The organism is Verrucomicrobiia bacterium (assembly GCA_035577545.1).
GTDB lineage: Bacteria > Verrucomicrobiota > Verrucomicrobiia > Palsa-1439 > Palsa-1439 > Palsa-1439.
In genome coordinates this window covers 35,010-52,209 of sequence record DATLVI010000017.1, presented here as the reverse complement: position 1 = coordinate 52,209, position 17,200 = coordinate 35,010, and the positions used below count along the sequence as shown (strand labels likewise).

16 protein-coding genes are annotated in these 17,200 nt (G+C 57.5%); 13 read left to right on the top strand and 3 right to left on the bottom strand.

The genetic code is table 11. From position 1 onward, the window contains the following. The first annotated feature begins 79 nt into the window (after nucleotides 1-79). Nucleotides 80-1,303, top strand: coding sequence for a DEAD/DEAH box helicase (locus tag VNL17_05735; protein ID HXI83575.1), 1,224 nt, complete (start codon nucleotides 80-82; stop codon nucleotides 1,301-1,303). Nucleotides 1,304-1,322: 19 nt separating this feature from the next. Here VNL17_05735 and VNL17_05730 read toward each other — a convergent pair whose 3' ends face one another. Together VNL17_05730 and dusB are read right to left on the bottom strand one after the other, a co-directional pair. Further along, nucleotides 1,323-1,535 carry a hypothetical protein gene (locus VNL17_05730; protein HXI83574.1) on the bottom strand — a complete coding sequence of 71 codons (213 nt, stop codon included), beginning with the start codon at nucleotides 1,533-1,535 and terminating at the stop codon, nucleotides 1,323-1,325. 9 nt (nucleotides 1,536-1,544) lie between these two features. Then, nucleotides 1,545-2,642 (bottom strand): tRNA dihydrouridine synthase DusB, encoded by a 1,098-nt coding sequence (gene dusB / locus VNL17_05725; GenBank protein ID HXI83573.1) that lies wholly within the window; start codon nucleotides 2,640-2,642, stop codon nucleotides 1,545-1,547. 151 nt (nucleotides 2,643-2,793) lie between these two features. Between dusB and VNL17_05720 the strand changes: the two genes are divergently transcribed. From VNL17_05720 to VNL17_05710, 3 genes are all read left to right on the top strand, one after another. Further along, the gene (locus VNL17_05720; GenBank protein ID HXI83572.1) at nucleotides 2,794-3,459 is read left to right on the top strand and encodes a methyltransferase domain-containing protein; all 666 of its coding nucleotides are present in this window, start codon (nucleotides 2,794-2,796) and stop codon (nucleotides 3,457-3,459) included. A gap of 117 nt (nucleotides 3,460-3,576) precedes the next feature. After that, the gene (locus VNL17_05715) at nucleotides 3,577-4,875 is read left to right on the top strand and encodes a citrate synthase (protein HXI83571.1); all 1,299 of its coding nucleotides are present in this window, start codon (nucleotides 3,577-3,579) and stop codon (nucleotides 4,873-4,875) included. Between the two features lie 8 nt (nucleotides 4,876-4,883). Then, entirely contained in the window at nucleotides 4,884-7,238 is a 2,355-nt protein-coding gene (locus VNL17_05710; GenBank protein HXI83570.1) for a DUF748 domain-containing protein, read from the top strand. 19 nt (nucleotides 7,239-7,257) lie between these two features. Here VNL17_05710 and VNL17_05705 read toward each other — a convergent pair whose 3' ends face one another. After that, nucleotides 7,258-8,070 (bottom strand): ABC transporter ATP-binding protein, encoded by an 813-nt coding sequence (locus VNL17_05705; GenBank protein ID HXI83569.1) that lies wholly within the window; start codon nucleotides 8,068-8,070, stop codon nucleotides 7,258-7,260. A 95-nt stretch (nucleotides 8,071-8,165) separates the two neighbouring features. Here VNL17_05705 and VNL17_05700 point away from each other — a divergent pair, with 95 nt between their 5' ends. The 9 genes from VNL17_05700 to VNL17_05660 all read left to right on the top strand — a co-directional run bounded on the left by VNL17_05700 (nucleotide 8,166) and on the right by VNL17_05660 (nucleotide 17,194). Next, on the top strand, nucleotides 8,166-9,437 hold the full coding sequence (locus tag VNL17_05700) for an adenylosuccinate synthase (protein ID HXI83568.1): 1,272 nt from the start codon (nucleotides 8,166-8,168) through the stop codon (nucleotides 9,435-9,437). A gap of 24 nt (nucleotides 9,438-9,461) precedes the next feature. Further along, nucleotides 9,462-10,193, top strand: coding sequence for an isoprenyl transferase (locus tag VNL17_05695; protein HXI83567.1), 732 nt, complete (start codon nucleotides 9,462-9,464; stop codon nucleotides 10,191-10,193). Further along, a complete protein-coding gene (locus VNL17_05690; GenBank protein HXI83566.1) occupies nucleotides 10,190-11,092 on the top strand; it encodes a phosphatidate cytidylyltransferase in 903 nt (300 codons plus the stop codon). Before VNL17_05695 ends, VNL17_05690 begins: the two co-directional genes overlap by 4 nt. Nucleotides 11,093-11,167: 75 nt before the next feature. Further along, entirely contained in the window at nucleotides 11,168-12,352 is a 1,185-nt protein-coding gene (locus tag VNL17_05685; GenBank protein HXI83565.1) for a 1-deoxy-D-xylulose-5-phosphate reductoisomerase, read from the top strand. A gap of 13 nt (nucleotides 12,353-12,365) precedes the next feature. Then, on the top strand, nucleotides 12,366-13,748 hold the full coding sequence (gene rseP, locus VNL17_05680) for an RIP metalloprotease RseP (GenBank protein HXI83564.1): 1,383 nt from the start codon (nucleotides 12,366-12,368) through the stop codon (nucleotides 13,746-13,748). Beyond that, nucleotides 13,745-15,805, top strand: coding sequence for a (E)-4-hydroxy-3-methylbut-2-enyl-diphosphate synthase (ispG, locus tag VNL17_05675; protein HXI83563.1), 2,061 nt, complete (start codon nucleotides 13,745-13,747; stop codon nucleotides 15,803-15,805). The genes rseP and ispG overlap by 4 nt, the downstream gene beginning before the upstream one ends. A gap of 12 nt (nucleotides 15,806-15,817) precedes the next feature. Then, nucleotides 15,818-16,240: a thioredoxin family protein gene (locus VNL17_05670; protein ID HXI83562.1), complete on the top strand. Its 423-nt coding sequence runs from the start codon at nucleotides 15,818-15,820 to the stop codon at nucleotides 16,238-16,240. After that, nucleotides 16,237-16,797: an NUDIX hydrolase gene (locus VNL17_05665; protein ID HXI83561.1), complete on the top strand. Its 561-nt coding sequence runs from the start codon at nucleotides 16,237-16,239 to the stop codon at nucleotides 16,795-16,797. The genes VNL17_05670 and VNL17_05665 overlap by 4 nt, the downstream gene beginning before the upstream one ends. Further along, the gene (locus VNL17_05660; protein HXI83560.1) at nucleotides 16,790-17,194 is read left to right on the top strand and encodes a DUF6306 domain-containing protein; all 405 of its coding nucleotides are present in this window, start codon (nucleotides 16,790-16,792) and stop codon (nucleotides 17,192-17,194) included. The genes VNL17_05665 and VNL17_05660 overlap by 8 nt, the downstream gene beginning before the upstream one ends. Nucleotides 17,195-17,200 lie beyond the last annotated feature (6 nt).

Sequence of the window (17,200 nt, the reverse complement as noted above, 5' to 3'; positions counted from 1 at the left end):
TGGCTCGCGAGGTCGAGAACCAGAGCCCGCGCTCGAAATCATGTCTTGTGAAAGCGACGAGTCACACCTACCATAGGTCATGCCTTTCAAACAACTTGGACTTTCTGATGAAATCGTGCAGGGCGTGCAGGCCGCGGGTTACGTGCAACCGACACCGATCCAACTTCGCGCCATTCCGGTCATCCTGGCGGGCAAAGATCTTATCGGCGCGGCGCAAACCGGCACTGGTAAAACCGCCGCATTTGCCCTGCCGATCCTGACGCTGCTCAAAACGCACGGCAAATGCCGTTGCCTCGTGCTCGAACCGACGCGCGAATTGGCCGCACAGGTCGAGAGCGCCTTTCACGAGTACGGCCGCTTCACCAATATGAAAACGGCGGTCATCTTCGGCGGGGTCGGTTACGGCAACCAGAAACAGGAATTGCAGCGCGGTGTGGACATAGTGGTTGCGACACCGGGGCGGCTGCTGGATTTATTGGGGCAGGGCTCGCTGCATTTGAATGACGTGAATTTGTTGGTGCTCGACGAGGTGGATCGCATGCTCGACATGGGTTTCCTGCCCGACGTGCGGAAGATTATCGACCGTTGTCCGAGACAACGGCAAACGCTGCTGTTCTCAGCGACCGTTCCGCCGGAGATCGGACAGCTCGCGGCATGGGTGCTGCGCAATCCCGAGAAGATCGAGATCGGTGCGAGCCGTTCGCCCGCCGAAACGGTCACGCATGCCTGTTATCCGGTGGCGACCAGCCAGAAGTTTCAACTACTCTCCGCGCTGTTGCAGCGCACGAATTTCGACAGCGTGCTGATTTTCTCGCGCACCAAGCACGGCGCCGACAAGATCGCGACGCGGTTGCGGTCCGAACGGCACTCGGTGGCGGCGTTACATTCGAACCGCACACAGCGCGAACGCGTCGAGGCGCTCGAAGGATTCAAGTCCGGCAAGTACGAGGTCATGGTGGCGACCGATATCGCCGCGCGCGGGCTCGACGTCGAAGGCGTCACGCACGTGATCAATTACGACGTGCCGCAGCATCCCGAGGATTATGTGCATCGTATTGGCCGCACGGGTCGCGCCCAGAAGGTGGGCGATGCGTTCACGCTCGTGACCATCGAGGAACTCGAATACCTCCGCGCCATCGAACGTTTCATCGGCCAGAAAATCCCGCAACTCAAGCTGGAAAACTTTGACTACGTCCTGACCCCGCTTTTCGAGGGAAAGCAAATCTCAGGAGACCGCCGCAGCGTCCGCGCCGTCCGCACGATGAAAGGCTATTCCTTCAGCCCGAGCCGGAAACGGCGTTAGATTGCCACGCTCCCTTCTCTTAGCGAAACAAAGAAGAGAATCCAAGAAGGAGCATCAGGAAGATGAAGACCGTGAAGCTCCAGGTAAACCAGAAATCACGGGCGTTCTCCGTGCGAACAAATGGCTTCGCGTAACCCTTGAAGTGGATGACACCTGTTTTGAGGGCAACAAGTAATTTCCAGAACACAAACGGAAAGAACACGACAGCGAATACCTTCAGGTACGTTTCCATTTTGTCAACCTACCACAATTCATTCGGTCCCGCCGGCACCTTGACAGCGGGAGCGGGTTCAGCGGCCAGGCCCAGCGGATGTGGTTCATAGTGTGGAAGTAAGTCGCCGTCTGCGTCGAGGAACTGCATGCGCCAGATGCGATAAGCATCGAGGATTTTGTCGAAATCGGCGCGGGTGGTCAGATGGACGACGAGCTTGTGGAATTCCTTTGTTGGGCCGAAGGTCCGCGAGTATTGTAACGCGACCTTGCGGAACATGAGGCAACCCGTTTTTTCACCGAAGATTTCCACCATCAAATCCAAATGACGATTCATTACGTTAACGCGTTCTTCGAAACTCTGTTCAAGCGGCAGTTCGCCCGTCGTTAGGTAGTGCGCGGTGTGACGAAAAATCCACGGGTTATAGAACGCGCCGCGCCCAATGCTGATCGCCGCGCAGCCGGTTTCCTCGAACATCATCTTCGCCGTTTGCGGCGTCGTGATGTCGCCGTTGCCGATGACGGGCACGCGTTGCACCGCCTCGACCACGGCGCGAATACCCGCGAGGTTCACCGACCCGCTAAACCCCTGTTCCCGCGTGCGGCCATGGACAGCAATCGCGGCCACACCCACATCCTCCAACGCGCGCGCGAGATCGGGCGCGGTCAGGTTTTCGTCGTCCCAGCCAAGTCGCATCTTGCACGTGATGGGGATCTTCACCGCGCCCACCATCAGGCTGACGAGTCGCGCGGCGTTCGCGTGATCGCTCATCAGCTTGGAGCCGCCGCCAGTGCGGCAAATCTTGCGAACGGGACAGCCCATATTGATGTCCACCGAGCTCACGCCAAGCGATTCGAGCAACACGGCCGCATCACGCATTTCCTCGGGTAGCGAGCCGTAAAGCTGGACGGCCAAAGGGCGATCCGCCGGGCGGGTGGCGATGAGTTGCAACGCTTTGCGGTTTTTCTCCAGCAAGGAACGGGAGTTGACGAGGTCGGTGGTGCAAAGCCCGACACCACCAATTTCGCGTATGATGAGGCGGAAGGGCAGGTTGGTGTAACCCGCCAGCGGCGAGAGAAACAGATTCGAGTCGAGCGTTAGTTGACCCAAGGCGAACGGCATGCCCATTGAATAAGGCTTTTCGCAACGATTTGCAATCCACGGCGAAACGCAAGGCTTGATCTCTGGACACCCCGCGCAATCTCCTCGAAGAAGAAGATGGCTTTTTTCAGGGAAATGGCCGATACTTCAAGTCATGTCAACCCGAAGGAGGGGGGCCGTGGCAGGCGAATACACCGGGAAAATCTCTGGCGTCAGCGTTGGCGGGGCTGCTGGTCGGCCCCAAAAATCCATGGCATTAGAAGCCGTCGCATCGCTTTTCACCTTTGGGGGTGAGTTGCTCAACAATCCGGGGCCCGTCGGATCAGCCGTGCCCAGTTCCCGTTTTCTGGCACGCCGCATGGCCAGTTTCCTTCCCCGGTCGCCGAAGGGTTATATCGTCGAGTTGGGGGCCGGTACGGGTGCCATTACCGATGCCCTGCTCAAACGGGGAATTCCTGCGGACCGCATCCTGCCCGTGGAACGCTCGGAAACGATGGTGAAATTGCTAAGGCGGCGTTTTCCATCATTGAGCATTGCCTTGGGTGATGCGACCGAACTTCGTTTGCTTCTCAAGACCTGGCTTCCCAACGATGCGCTTGAAATCAGTTATGTCGTGTCCAGCCTGCCACTGCGGTCACTACCGGAAAACGTCGTCGTCAGCATCGTGCAAGAGATCTACCACGTTTTGCCCGAGCACGGGAAACTGCTGCAGTACACGTACGATCTTCGTAAGACGCCTCATCCTTTCCTGGCCAATTTCAAGCGATGCCGGACCACCGTCGTCTGGGCCAACATTCCGCCTGCCCGTGTGGACGTGTTTGAGAAGAAGAACACCGCACACTGACGTCGCTTCGATCGCTCTCCGTTTCAAGGCCCCGGTTTTTTCCTTCCCTGCGAAAACTTGTGGCGACGGGAACCAAATCGCAGTAAAAAGAAGGTAGCCTTTCAACCCAGAGGTCTTATGAGTGATCAGGCGAAATTGGAAATCGACGGCAAGGTTTATCAACTCCCGATTGTGGTCGGCACGGAAGACGAGCACGCCGTTGACATCTCGAAATTGCGCCAGGAGTCCGGATGCATCACGCTCGACGACGGGTATTCGAACACAGGCTCCTGTAGCAGCGCCATCACCTTCATCGACGGCGAGAAGGGGATCCTGCGTTATCGCGGCATCCCCATCGAGGAACTCGCCGAGAAGTCCACCTTCATTGAGAGCGCGTACTTGCTCATTTACGGCCACCTTCCGACGAGTATAGAACTCCGCCGTTTCTCCGACTTGCTGACGCAGAACGAAATGCTGCACGAGGACATGAAGTTTCATTTCGAGGGTTTTCCCCCCAACGCGCACCCGATGGCGATCCTGTCCTCGATGATCAACGCTGCAAGCTGCTTTCACCCGCGTTTGATGGAAGGTTATCAGCCAGGCAACTTCGAACTGCAGTCCGCGCGCCTGCTTTCCAAGGTCCGCACCATCGCGGCGTTTGCCTACCGCAAATCGCATGGGCTGCCGATCATCTATCCAAAGCCAATTTACAAATACACTGCCAATTTTCTGCACATGATGTTCTCCGAGCCGTATGAAGATTACGCCTTAAAACACGAGGTCGTACGCGCGCTCGACCTGATCTTCCTCCTGCACGCGGACCACGAACAGAATTGTTCCACGTCGACAGTGCGCATGATTGCTTCCAGCCGCGCGAACCTTTTCGCGTGCGCGGCCGGCGGCGTGTGTGCGTTGTGGGGACCGCTGCACGGCGGCGCGAACCAGGCCGTGATCGAGATGCTGGAACAGATTCACCGCGAAGGGGACGACGGTTCGAAATTCATCGAGGCAGCCAAGGACAAGAAGAGCGGCCGAAAGCTGATGGGTTTCGGACATCGCGTTTATAAGAACTATGATCCACGCGCCAAGATCATCAAGGAACAATGCGACAGGATACTGGCTGGCCTGCACATCAACGATCCGCTACTGGACATCGCGAAGAAGCTGGAGGCGGCGGCGTTGAGCGACGATTATTTTATCGAACGCAAACTGTATCCAAACGTGGACTTCTACAGCGGAATCATCATGCGCGCGATTGGCATCCCGATTGAGATGTTTACCGTGATTTTCGCCATCGGCCGTATGCCGGGTTGGATTGCGAACTACAAGGAAATCATGGACGAAGCCACCACCCGCATCTACCGCCCGCGCCAGGTTTACGTCGGTCCGACCGAGAACCAGTATATTGCCATTGAGAAACGCGCCAAGAACTCGTAGTGCGAATCATGGCCAAGCAACGCTCTTGGAAAGTGAAAAAATGGGGGATCGGCTTGGGCGTTGCCATCGTGCTCTACACCGTCAGCGGCTTCTTCGTCATCCCGGCGATCATCAAGTCACAGATACTCAAGCGGCTGCCTGCGTTGACGCATCGCCACGTCGCCGTCCAAGAGGTGAGACTGAACCCCTATACGCTTTCGTTTACGCTGCGCGGCTTCTCCCTTACGGAGCCGAACGGCGATGAATTCGTTTCGCTTGGCGAGTTGTATGTGAATCTGCAGTCCATTTCACTGCTGAAGCGCGGCTTCGTCTTCAAGGAGATCAGCGTCAAGAAACCGTCGGCGAACATCGTTCGGTTGATCGATGGCACGTTTAACTTCGCCGATCTGCTGACGAACGCAGCGCCGTCGGCAGTCAGCCCTCAGACCGGCCCCAAACCCAGTCAACAATTGCCCCTCATAATGATCGACGAACTAAAGGTGGAGGATGGCCAATTCTCGTTCACCGATCTGGACCGTAAGAAACCATTTCATCGACAGTGGGGGCCGATCAACGTCAGCCTCACAAAGTTCACCACGCGACCTAAGGAAGGTAGCCCGTATTCCGTGGTAGTGAACACCGAGGATGGACGGACGTTCGCGTGGTCGGGTGATGTCACACTGATACCTTTGCATTCGGCTGGCACATTCAAGCTCACGGGTTTCCAGATCTCAAGATATGCCCCCTACGTCGAAGACGTTGCGCCTGTTCAGATCCTCAGTGGGCAGATGGACATGCAGACGGACTACCGCATTGATGTAACCGGAGAGGAAGCCAGCATGGCCGTCTCGAATATGACGATGGATCTGTCCAATCTAGTGGTAGAGGTGGCGCAGCCAAAGCCCGCCCGCGCGGTTGTCGACGAACTTCACCTTTCCGTCAGCGGTGTGATGCTCGACACAGCCGCGAAGAGTATTGACGTGGCGGAAGTGCGGTTGACTGATCTCAAGACCAGCGTGACGATATTGCCCGGGACTCCCACTACCTCCACCGTTGCCGCAGTGGCAACTTCGCTCCCGCCCCAACCAACAAAACCCGCCGGCACCCAGACCAACAAATTCCAGATCAGGATTGGGGAGGTCTCCCTCGATAACGCGTCCTTCCACTTTACTGATGAGTCGGTCGAGCCGCATGTGGAATCGACGATCGGAGAGTTCAACGGGAGCGTGAAGGGACTCACTTCTGACCTCAACACCGTTGCTACCGTGGATTTCAAGGGCAAGGTGAACAATTACGCGCCGTTTTCGATTAGCGGCAAGATCAACCCCCTGGCGTCGGATTTATTTGTCGATCTCGAAATTTCACTGAAGGATGACGCCTTGATACCGGGGTCCGGCTACTCGGCGAAGTATGTGGGGTATCCACTGGAGAAAGGCGCCTTATCCCTTGACCTGCACTATTACGTCACCCAGCGCGAATTGAAGGCGGAGAACAAAGTGCGCGTGGACCAATTGCAACTCGGCGAGGCGAGCGGCAGCCCGGACGCGATCAAGCTTCCTGTAAAGCTCGGCATCGCGCTGTTGCAGGATCGCCACGGCGTGATCGCGCTCGACGTGCCGCTTAGCGGACGCATCGACGACCCGAAATTCCGTCTTGGTCCCCTCATCATGCAAGTGTTCATGAACGTGATCACCAAGGCGATCACCAAACCGTTTGCCTTGCTCGGCTCGGTCTTCGGCGGTGGTGAAGACCTCGACCACATCGCGTTCGATCTCGGCACAGCGGACTTCACCGCGGGCGAAGTCAGCAAACTTGACACGCTGGCAACAGCGCTCTACGAACGACCCGCGCTGAAGCTCGGCATCACTGGTTCGACTGATCCCGGCAAAGACCGCGAGGCCATGGCAAAACGCAAGCTGGAGAGGAAACTGGGCGAATTGCGCGTCAAAGAACTCCAGGTCGCGGGGCAAAAGGTGACGTCGGTGGATTCCGTGCGGTTGATGCCCGAGGACCGCGAGCGCTTGGTGAAGCTGGCTTACGCTGAAGCCATGGGCCTTGTTTCCAGCAAGGCTTCTGCTTCCGGCGCGTCAACCGTGCTGGCGCATTTGACGACCAGGCAGAACTTCGAGCCGCTGCACAAGACCAAGAGCGCTGGCGAATCGAAAGCTCCGGTCAGTCCTGCTGACATGGAAACCAAACTTCTGGAGTTGGCCGAAATCACGCCGGACGATTTCAAGAAGCTCATGGACGAACGTGCTGCAGCCGTGCAGGCCTATCTCTTACAGAGCGGTAAGGTTGAAGTCGGGCGGATCACAATCGCCGCTCCAAAGACAGTCGATGCGGCATTCCAGGGTTCGAATCGCGTGAACCTGACTTTACAGTGAAGGCGAACCGACAGTGGATTTACATAACGCCGCGCGGCTTCGTAGCGATAGACATGGTGTAGCGTCCATTCTTGTGCGCCAACCCGGCGCGCGAGCCGAACGCACGGCTTAGGGACTCGGATGTAAGGACCTCCGTCTTCGTTCCCTGTGCGAGGACGCCACCGGCTTTGAGCAGCAGGACGTGCGACAACGCAGGCATGATTTCCTCAACGTGATGCGTGACGAGGATGATCGTCGGCCCGCTCTTGCGGCGAGCAAGTTTTTGGAGAAACTGCAGAAAATGTTCGCGTGCGACCGGATCAAGCCCGGCGCAGGGTTCGTCGAGGATCAGCAAGGGTGGATTCGCCATCAGCGCGCGGCCAATAAGGACGCGCTGGCGCTCGCCTTGCGACAGGACGCGCCACGGGCGTCTCGCGATGTGAGAGCATTCGATGCTCTTGAGGATTTGCGTGGCGTGCTTACGATCGGCAGTTGATGGCTCGCCCCGGTAATCGATCATCGCGTACTTCCCGCTCACGACTGTTTCCAGAGCCGGCTCATCATCCGCCATCATTTGTCGAACCGATGAACTGACCAGTCCAATACGTTTCCGCAACTCACGCCAGTCGCTTTCCCCGTACCGCTCGCCGAGCACCTCGATTGTCCCGGCGGTGGGCGAGAGATAAGCTGTCAAAGCGTTGAGCAATGAAGTCTTGCCCGAACCGTTTGGTCCAAGAATGGCCCAGTGTTCACCCCGCTTCACGCGCCACGAGACGTCATTCAGAATAACGGTCTCACATCGCTCAATGCGGAGGTTGCGAACGTTCAGAACCGTCGTTTCTTTTGGCCGCATGGCGCGAATGTTAGCACAGAAAAGCCTGCTATACAGACCGTGGCAACGCTTGCGTCTTGCCAGCGGGTTTATGGTTCGGCTATGTTGAAGTGGTTATGGCGACAACGATTTTAGTGGGGGCCCAATGGGGCGATGAGGGCAAGGGCAAAATCATCGATGTGCTCACCGAACAGGCCGACGTGGTGGTGCGCTACCAGGGCGGCAACAACGCGGGGCACACAGTGGAGGTCGGCGACCAGAAATACGTGTTGCACTTAATCCCGTCGGGCATCCTGCATCCCGGCAAGGTCAGCGTGATCGGTAACGGCGTTGTGGTCGATCCCGTCGCGCTACTCGGAGAGATCGAGCACCTGCGCGGACGCGGCGTGAGCATCGGCGGCAATCTTTACGTCAGCGAAACGGCGCATCTGGTATTTCCGTACCACAAATTACTCGACGAAATCCGCGAGGAACAGAAGGGCAAACGCAAGATCGGTACCACCAAACGCGGCATTGGCCCGGCGTACGCGGATAAAGTCGCGCGCACGGGTTTGCGGCTGGTCGATCTGCTCGCGACTGAACGGTTTTCCGAGAAACTGCGTCGAAAGATCCAGGAAAACAACGAGATCTTCAAGGCGTTCGGTGCGAAGCCGTTGAGCTTCGCGAAGATCAATAACGAATACGTAGAATGCGGACGTAAACTGCGGCCATTTGTTACGGACACCGTGACGTTACTGAACCGGGCGGTGCGTGACGGCAAGAATATTCTTTTTGAGGGTGCACAGGGTACGCTACTCGACATCGATTTTGGGACGTATCCGTTTGTGACCAGTTCGAACGCGACTGCGGGCGGCGCGTGCGTCGGGACAGGCGTCCCGCCGCATAAAATCGACCGCGTGGTTGGTGTCATGAAGGCGTATACAACACGGGTGGGCGAGGGACCGTTCCCAACGGAACTACTCGACGATCAAGGTGCCATGCTTCGCGAGACGGGCCGGGAATTTGGCGCGACTACGGGGCGCCCGCGCCGCTGCGGCTGGTTCGATGCGGTGGCGACGCGCTACTCGGTCATGGTCAACGGCATCGACGAGCTGGCCGTCACCAAACTCGACGTGCTCGATGGCTTGCCAAAAATCAAAGTGTGTGTTGCCTACAAGGTGGACGGGAAGGTTTACGAAACCCTGCCCAATGACATCGACCTGTTGCAGCGCTGTGCGCCCATGTACCAGGAATTCAACGGTTGGCAGACCTCTACAAAGCTGGCACAGGATATCGACCAGTTGCCCAAGCCCGCGCGGGTCTACCTGCAAAAGCTCGCCCAGCTCAGCGGCGCGAAGCTCGGCATCGTATCGGTCGGCGCACGGCGGGAAGAGACGATGTTTTTGTAAGGCCCGTGAGTGGGATCGAGACAGATGACGCAACCGATTAAAAACCTCCCCCGCCATGTGGCTATCATCATGGATGGCAACGGGCGCTGGGCGCGCGAGCGCGGGTTTCCCCACATTGAAGGGCACCGTCGCGGTGCTGAGAGCGTACGCGAGATTGTCCGTGTTTCGGGCGAACTGGGCATTGACTATCTGACGTTGTACGCGTTTTCGACCGAAAACTGGAACCGTCCGAAGGCCGAGGTGACCGCACTGATGCGCCTGTTGGAGTTTTATCTCAAGCAGGAGATTGGGGAGTTGAACAAGAGCAACGTGCGGCTCGCGGCGATCGGGCGGGTGCATGAATTACCAGCCAGCGCGCAGAAACAACTCGAGAAATCGATCGCCGCATTGAAGAAGAACACGGGCCTGACACTCGTGCTTGCCCTGAGTTACGGCGGGCGGGCGGAGATTGTCGACGCCGTACGCTCGATCTGTCGTGAGGTGAAGGATGGACGGCTGCATGCGACGGACGTCGATGAGAAGGTCATCTCGCAGCACTTATATACGCGCTCAATACCCGATCCGGATCTATTGATTCGTACCAGCGGTGAGATGCGTGTGAGCAATTTTCTCCTGTGGCAGATTTCCTACGCGGAGATTTATGTCACGGAAACCCTTTGGCCTGATTTCCGAAAGGCTGCCTACCTGAAAGCGTTGGAGGACTACAGCGGACGAGACCGGCGTTTTGGCCGGGTTGGCTCTGGTGAGCTCGCATGAGCACGACGCCGGTAACATCCACCCAAGCAACGGCGACCACATTACCCGCTATCCGCAGCGGATTCCAGTGGCGATTGATCAGTTCCATTGTGCTCTGGGCGATCATGTTGTCAGTGATTTTCTGGCTGCCGCCAACGGCCTTATATATTTTTGTGAACGTGGTCCTGGCGCGGGCGGTTTGGGAATTTTACCGGATTTGCGAGGCCAAGGGGTTGCGCACGTACAAAGTCTGGGGCGTCATCGGCACGCTGGCGCTGGTTTCGGGCAGTTGGTTTTTCTACCGGCAACCGCAGCGGCTGCAGCTATCCTACGATTTCGATATTTTAATCCTGCTCGTTTTCGCGCTTGGTGTATTCATTCGCCAGTTTCCCCAGAAGCTGAATCCGCAAGGGATCGAGACGATGGCGGTGACGTTGTTCGGCCTCATTTATGTCGCGTGGTTGGGCAATTTCATCACGCGGATCAATTTTGCTTCGCCGCATGGCCGATACTTCATCATGTTACTGGTGGTCGCGACGAAGTTCACCGACATGGGGGCGTACATCGTTGGTTCGGTGTTCGGTCGCCATAAAATGATCCCGCGCATCAGCCCGAAGAAAACGTGGGAAGGCACCATTGGTGGGATTATTTTTGCCGTTGGCGGCGCCTTTCTTTGTCGCTGGGTCATGCCCAACGAAATGGCGGCCCTGACAAGCCTGCATGCTGTGGTCATCGGCCTGCTGCTGGGCGTGGCGGCGGTCATCGGCGACCTCGCCGAATCACTGATCAAACGCGAAGCTGGCGTCAAAGATTCCAGCACGATCCTCCCGGGACACGGCGGCTGCCTCGATATGATCGACAGCCTGCTCTTCACCGCGCCGCTACTCTACGTCTACATGCGGCTGGTGTTGCGTGGGTGATTTGCGGCCAGCCCACCTGCCATTCTTTTTTGTTTCGGCAAGCCGTGTGCTTGCCCTACAATCCGCCATTCAGCGATGAAACCAAAGAACATCGTCTTGCTCGGCTGCACGGGGTCCATCGGCGTTTCGACGCAGAAGGTGGCGGCGGATCTGCCCGAGCAGATTCGCATTGTGGGGATGGCGTCACGCGAGAATGTGGACGGGATGGAGCAAGCGATTCGCCAGTTCAAACCGCTCGCGGTGGGGATGACGGATCCCAAAAAGGCGGAGGAATTGAAGAAACGGCTCGGCGCACCCGGCGGTCGCGCCCTACCGGTACATTCCGGCGAGCGGGGGTTGATTGAGTTGGCGACGATGCCGGAAGCTGACGTCGTGCTGGTGGCGATTGTCGGCACGGCGGGACTGGAACCAGCGCTGGCGGCGATTCGTGCGGGCAAGGATCTGGCAGTTGCGTCCAAGGAAATCCTCGTGATGGCGGGTGAGTTGGTCATGAGCGAAGCGCGCAAGCATGGTGTCAAAGTGCTGCCAGTGGACAGCGAGCACAGCGCGATTTTCCAATGCCTCGAAGGTCGTGAGCCACAGGATGTAAAACGGCTGATTCTCACGGCATCCGGCGGGCCGTTCCGGCAGACGCCACGCGAGGAGTTCGCGAAGATAACCGTGGCGCAGGCGCTGAAGCACCCGAGTTGGAACATGGGGCAGAAAATCACGATCGATTCAGCCACCTTGTTCAACAAGGGGCTGGAGATGATCGAGGCGCGGTGGCTGTTCGATGTCGAGGTGGATCGTGTGGATGTGGTGATCCACCCGCAGAGCGTCGTGCATTCGATGGTGGAGTTCACAGACGGGTCGATCCTGGCGCAGTTGAGCGTGCCGGATATGCGTTATCCGATCCAGTACGCGCTCACGTGGCCGCGGCGAGTGCCGAATTCTATGCCGTCCACTGATCTTGCCAGGATCGGCACGCTGACCTTCGAGAATCCCGATCGCGAGAAGTTCCCGTCGCTACGGCTGGCGCACGAAGCGGGACGGGTCGGCGGGACGATGCCGGCGGTGTTCAACGCTGCCAATGAGGTTGCAGTGGCGCGCTTTGTAGTCGGACAGATTGGTTTCCTGCAGATTTTCGAGACTGTTGAGACGGTAATGCACGCGCATCAGAAAGGTGGAAGGGCTGGCTCCTCGTGGGTTGCATCGCCGCCGCTGGGTGTTATAATAGAGGCTGACCTCTGGGCCAGAAAGGAAGCCGAACGTGTCGTTTGAAACTGTAATAAGTGTGATTACTGATTGGGTTTACCCCGCACTCCTGGTGCTTTTCTTTTTTGGATTCACGATTTTTTTCCATGAGTTGGGACATTTTCTGATGGCGAGGCGCCGTGGAATGAAGATCGAGCGGTTTTCCGTCGGATTCGGGTCGAAGATTTGGGGTTATAAAAAGAAGGGGGTCGAGTATCAGGTTGGTTGGATTCCGTTTGGCGGCTACGTGGCATTGCCACAGATGTCGCCGATGGAGGCAATCGAGGGCTCGGATGGCTCTTCCGATGGAGGGCTACCGCGAGCAACGCCCACTTCCAAAATCCTTGTTGCGCTGGCCGGGCCGGCAATGAACGTCTTACTGGCCTTCGTCCTGGCTTGTATTATTTGGCAGGCTGGCAAGCCAAGCAACCCGTCGGTCATTGGCTGGGTCGAGGCGGGAAGCCTTGAGGAACAAAAAGGGATCCAACCCGGCGACCGCATTGTCCAGGTCAACGATCAGAAAGTGCAGAGTTGGGGTCAGCTCGTCGAGGCAGTAGCGTTCAGTCTCGAACCGGACGTCAACGTCATTGTCGAACGTAACGGCAAACGATTGGAGTTTAATCTCGAGACGAAACTCAACGAAGAGTTTCATGTCAAAACGCTCGACGGTCTGTACCCGCGTGTCCGCCCCTATGCGCGCGAGGTTCTGCCGGATTCTGCCGCCGAAAAGGCGGGAATGCTACCTGGCGACCGTTTCGTTTCGGTGTCCGGTGTCGCCATCTATAGTTCCGACCAGTTGCGGGAGCTGGTTGGCAAACGCGCCGACGAACCAACAGAGGTTAAAATGTTCCGGGACGGGAAGACGGTGGTGCTGACTGTTGTCCCCCGTGTGGATCCCGAAGAGAAGGCGGCCCGCATGGGTGTCAAACTTGGCGACGAGATGGAAATCATCCGTCCTGGTCCAACGCCTGGCGAACAGTTCGAGGAAGTTTTCGCCTCGATGTGGCACATGGCCAAGGCGCTACGCCACTCCAAGGAAACCGGTGTGGGCGTGCACAGTGTGAGCGGGCCGGTTGGTATTTTCGCCGCGTGGTGGTACGGAATCGTCAGCAACGGCGTTCGTCAGGGACTGGTCATCGCCGTGCTGCTGAATATCAACCTTGCGATCATCAACTTGTTCCCGCTCCCGATCCTCGACGGTGGACACATCGTCTTTGCCCTTGTCGAAGGGGCGATGCGCAAGCCGCTTAACGCCCGCATCGTACAAACCGTCTCCACCGCCTTTGCCGTGTTGCTGATCAGTTTTATGCTGTATATCACCTTTTTCGACGTCCAGCGATTCTTCGGCCGGTCTCGTGTCACCGACAAGCCGCCAGCCAATGACGTCATCGTACCCGCGGCCAAGCCCGCTTCGCAGCCATGAACTACTGTACCAATCCATTTTTCTGGCAGCGGCGCATCACGCGCGAGGTAAAGGTCGGTCCGATCGGTGTCGGCGGCGACAACCCGATTCGCGTCCAGACCATGTTGATTTCCGACACGATGAAGACAGAGGCTTGCGTCAACGAAGCACTCCCAATCATCGAGGCCGGTTGTGAAATCCTCCGCATCACCGCTCCGAGCATCAACGACGCGAAGAACCTCAAGAATATCGTTGCTGAGCTTCGCCGGCGCGGGCACAACACCCCCATTGTTGCCGACATTCATTTCGTCCCATCCGCTGCGATGGAGGCGGCGCTCTGGTGCGAGAAGGTCCGCATCAACCCGGGCAATTATGCCGACCGGAAGAAATTTGCGACCCGCGAGTACACGGACGACCAGTATGCCGAGGAATTGGAACGTCTGGAGAAGGCTTTTACGCCGCTCGTGCTCAAGTGCAAAGAATTAGGCCGTGCCATGCGCATTGGCACGAACCACGGTTCACTTTCCGACCGCATCATGAACCGTTACGGCGACACACCGTTGGGCATGGTTGAGAGCGCGTTGGAATTCGTCCGCACTTGCCGCAAGTGCGACTATCACGAGATCATCCTCTCGATGAAGGCCAGCAACCCGAAGGTGATGATCGAAGCCTATCGATTGCTCGTCGCACGGTTGAACGAAGAGGGCCCGGACTGGAATTACCCCTTGCACCTCGGTGTCACGGAAGCCGGGGAAGGGGAGGACGGTCGCATCAAGTCCGCCATTGGCATCGGCGCGTTGCTTGAAGACGGTATCGGGGACACGGTGCGTGTTTCACTCACCGAAGATAGTGTACACGAAATCCCGGTTTGCCGGGAATTGGTCAAGAAGTACAACATACTGTGGGAGCAACAACGCGCGGGAAAATCGGCAGGACGAGCGCCGTTGGCAGTGACCGAAAAACGAGATCCATTTACGTACACCCGACGACCCACCCCCGAGTATTTCATCGGCGACTTGCGCTTGCGTCTTGGCAAGGACCATCCGCAACGCGTCGAGCTGCCCGTGCCATTGACCGCGCGGATCGGCGATATCCAGCGCATTACGACCGCCGAGCCGGACACGTTTGCCGAGATCCTTCAATTCCACGTCAAGACGATGGCGGACATCGGCAAAATCGCGGCTCTGAAACCGGAGTTGCGCAAACGGCATATCCACACGCCAATCGCGGTGAAGCTCGATGATGCCGACGTCACCTTGCCGATATTTGACGTCGCCGAGAAGGTAAATGTTCCTTTCACGGTCGGTACGGAAGCGAGTCCGTTGTTACGCGCATCGCAGGAGCGCACGGTTCAGTTCGACGTGGTGGCTGATTCACCCGAACATTTCTTGAGAGCCTGTAAGCAGGTTGCTGCCACCCTCCGATATTTCCGTGGCCAACAGGTAATTCTCGCTGTCGGCCACGCGGAAGGACTGGACGTGATCGCGGCTTACCGCGTTCTGGCTGCCACACTGGACAACCACGGACTGAATCTGCCGATCCTGATACGTGACCGCGTCAGTTCCGGACGTGCCCATCATGCGCAGCAGGGTGCGCTCATCGGCGCGAGCACACACATTGGCGCGCTGCTGTGCGACGGTATTGGCGACGCGGTGGAAGTCACGGGCGAAGACGATTTGCTCAAGTCGGTCAAGCTCGTGTACAACATTTTACAGGGGGCCGGTGCGCGGACGTTCAAGACCGACTACGTAGCTTGTCCGAGTTGCGGGCGCACATTGTTCGACTTGCAGACCGTGACAGCGGGAATCAAGTCTCGTACGGCGCACCTAAAAGGTGTGAAGATTGCCGTGATGGGTTGCATCGTCAATGGTCCCGGCGAGATGGCCGATGCGGATTTTGGTTACGTGGGTACTGCTCCCGGTAAAATTTCGCTTTGGGTGGGGAAAACGCAGGTCAAACAACACATCCCCGAGGATCAAGCGGTGGATGAACTGATTGCGCTTATCAAAGAGCACGGTAAGTGGATTGAACCGCCGACAAAGGCTGAACCGAAGGAAGTTGCGCTCAGCGCGCGTTAACGGAAGGAAGACATGAAAAGATTCATAACTGCCACGATTTTGGGTTTCCTGGCGCTCAACGCGGGCGCAATCGCGGCTGTGAACTGGGGACACGACTATGACGCGGCCCTGGCGACGGCGAAAAAGGACAAGAAGTTGGTAATGGTGGATCTATACACGGACTGGTGTGGATGGTGCAAGAAGCTCGACAAGGACACGTATAGTGACAAGGATGTCGAGGCCAAACTCACGAAGGATTTCATCGCGGTCAAGGTGAATCCCGAAAAGAGCCAGCGGGACGCGAAACTGTCCAAGGATTTCGGCACGACTGGTTATCCACACATCGTCTTTGTGGACGCCGATGGCAAGAAGGTATCCGAGATCGGCGGCTATCTACCGGCCGCTCAGTTCCTCGAGCAGTTGAATAAGATAAGCGAAAAAGCGACAAAGAAGTGACCTGCGGTCAGCCACAACCCTGGCAAATCCAGTCCTCCGAGACTCTGGCAGACTGCCGCATTTTTAAGGTGCGCAAAGATCTGGCCGTAAACCCGCGCACGGGTCAGCCGCATGAGATGTTTGTCCTCGAGCAGCCGAATTGGGTCAATGTCATCCCACTCACTCCGGACGAGCAGGTCGTCATGGTCAAGCAGTGGCGTCATGGCACTCGTTCGGTTCACCTCGAAACGCCGGGTGGCCTGATGGACGACGGTGAAACACCGGAGCAGTGCGCCCGACGCGAGTTGTTGGAAGAAACCGGGTATGACATGGGCAGTATCGTCCGCTTGGGCACGGTTCATCCCAACCCGGCAATCCAGAACAATCGGCAGTATTACATTCTCGCCAAAGACTGCCACAGGGTCTCTGACCCGAAACTCGATCTTGCTGAAGATATCGCGGTGAAGTTAGTCCCTTTGGCCGACATCCCGCAGATGATTGAAACCGGTGAAATTACCCACGGGATCGTGATTGGCGGGTTTTACTGGTTGGACCTATATCGCCAACAACATGGCTGAGCTAGTCGCCAAACTGAACGAGATGATGGCCAGCGAGTGGGCCTGCGTCCGCACCCTGCGCCGTGCCGAGTCGCTTTGCGATGATCCCGGCCAACTCGAAGTCATCAAGCGCGTGCGCAAGGATTGCAGCATCAATTGCGTCAGCCTCGCCAACATTATCCGGGGCCTGGGCGGCCGTCCGACGGACATCCCCAACGCGCGTTTCTCCCTGAAGCTTGCCGACGAATCACTGGCTGACTGTCTCGACCTTGCCCAATCCGCTCAGGAGCATATCGTGGCGGAAATTGACACGGTGTTCGGTGAACCCGAGATAAAACCCTGGCGCGATCCGCTTGCGCTTGTCCGAGAACTCCACGTCACCGACACCCGCTGGCTGAAGTCGGCCATAGTCAGTTAACCGCGC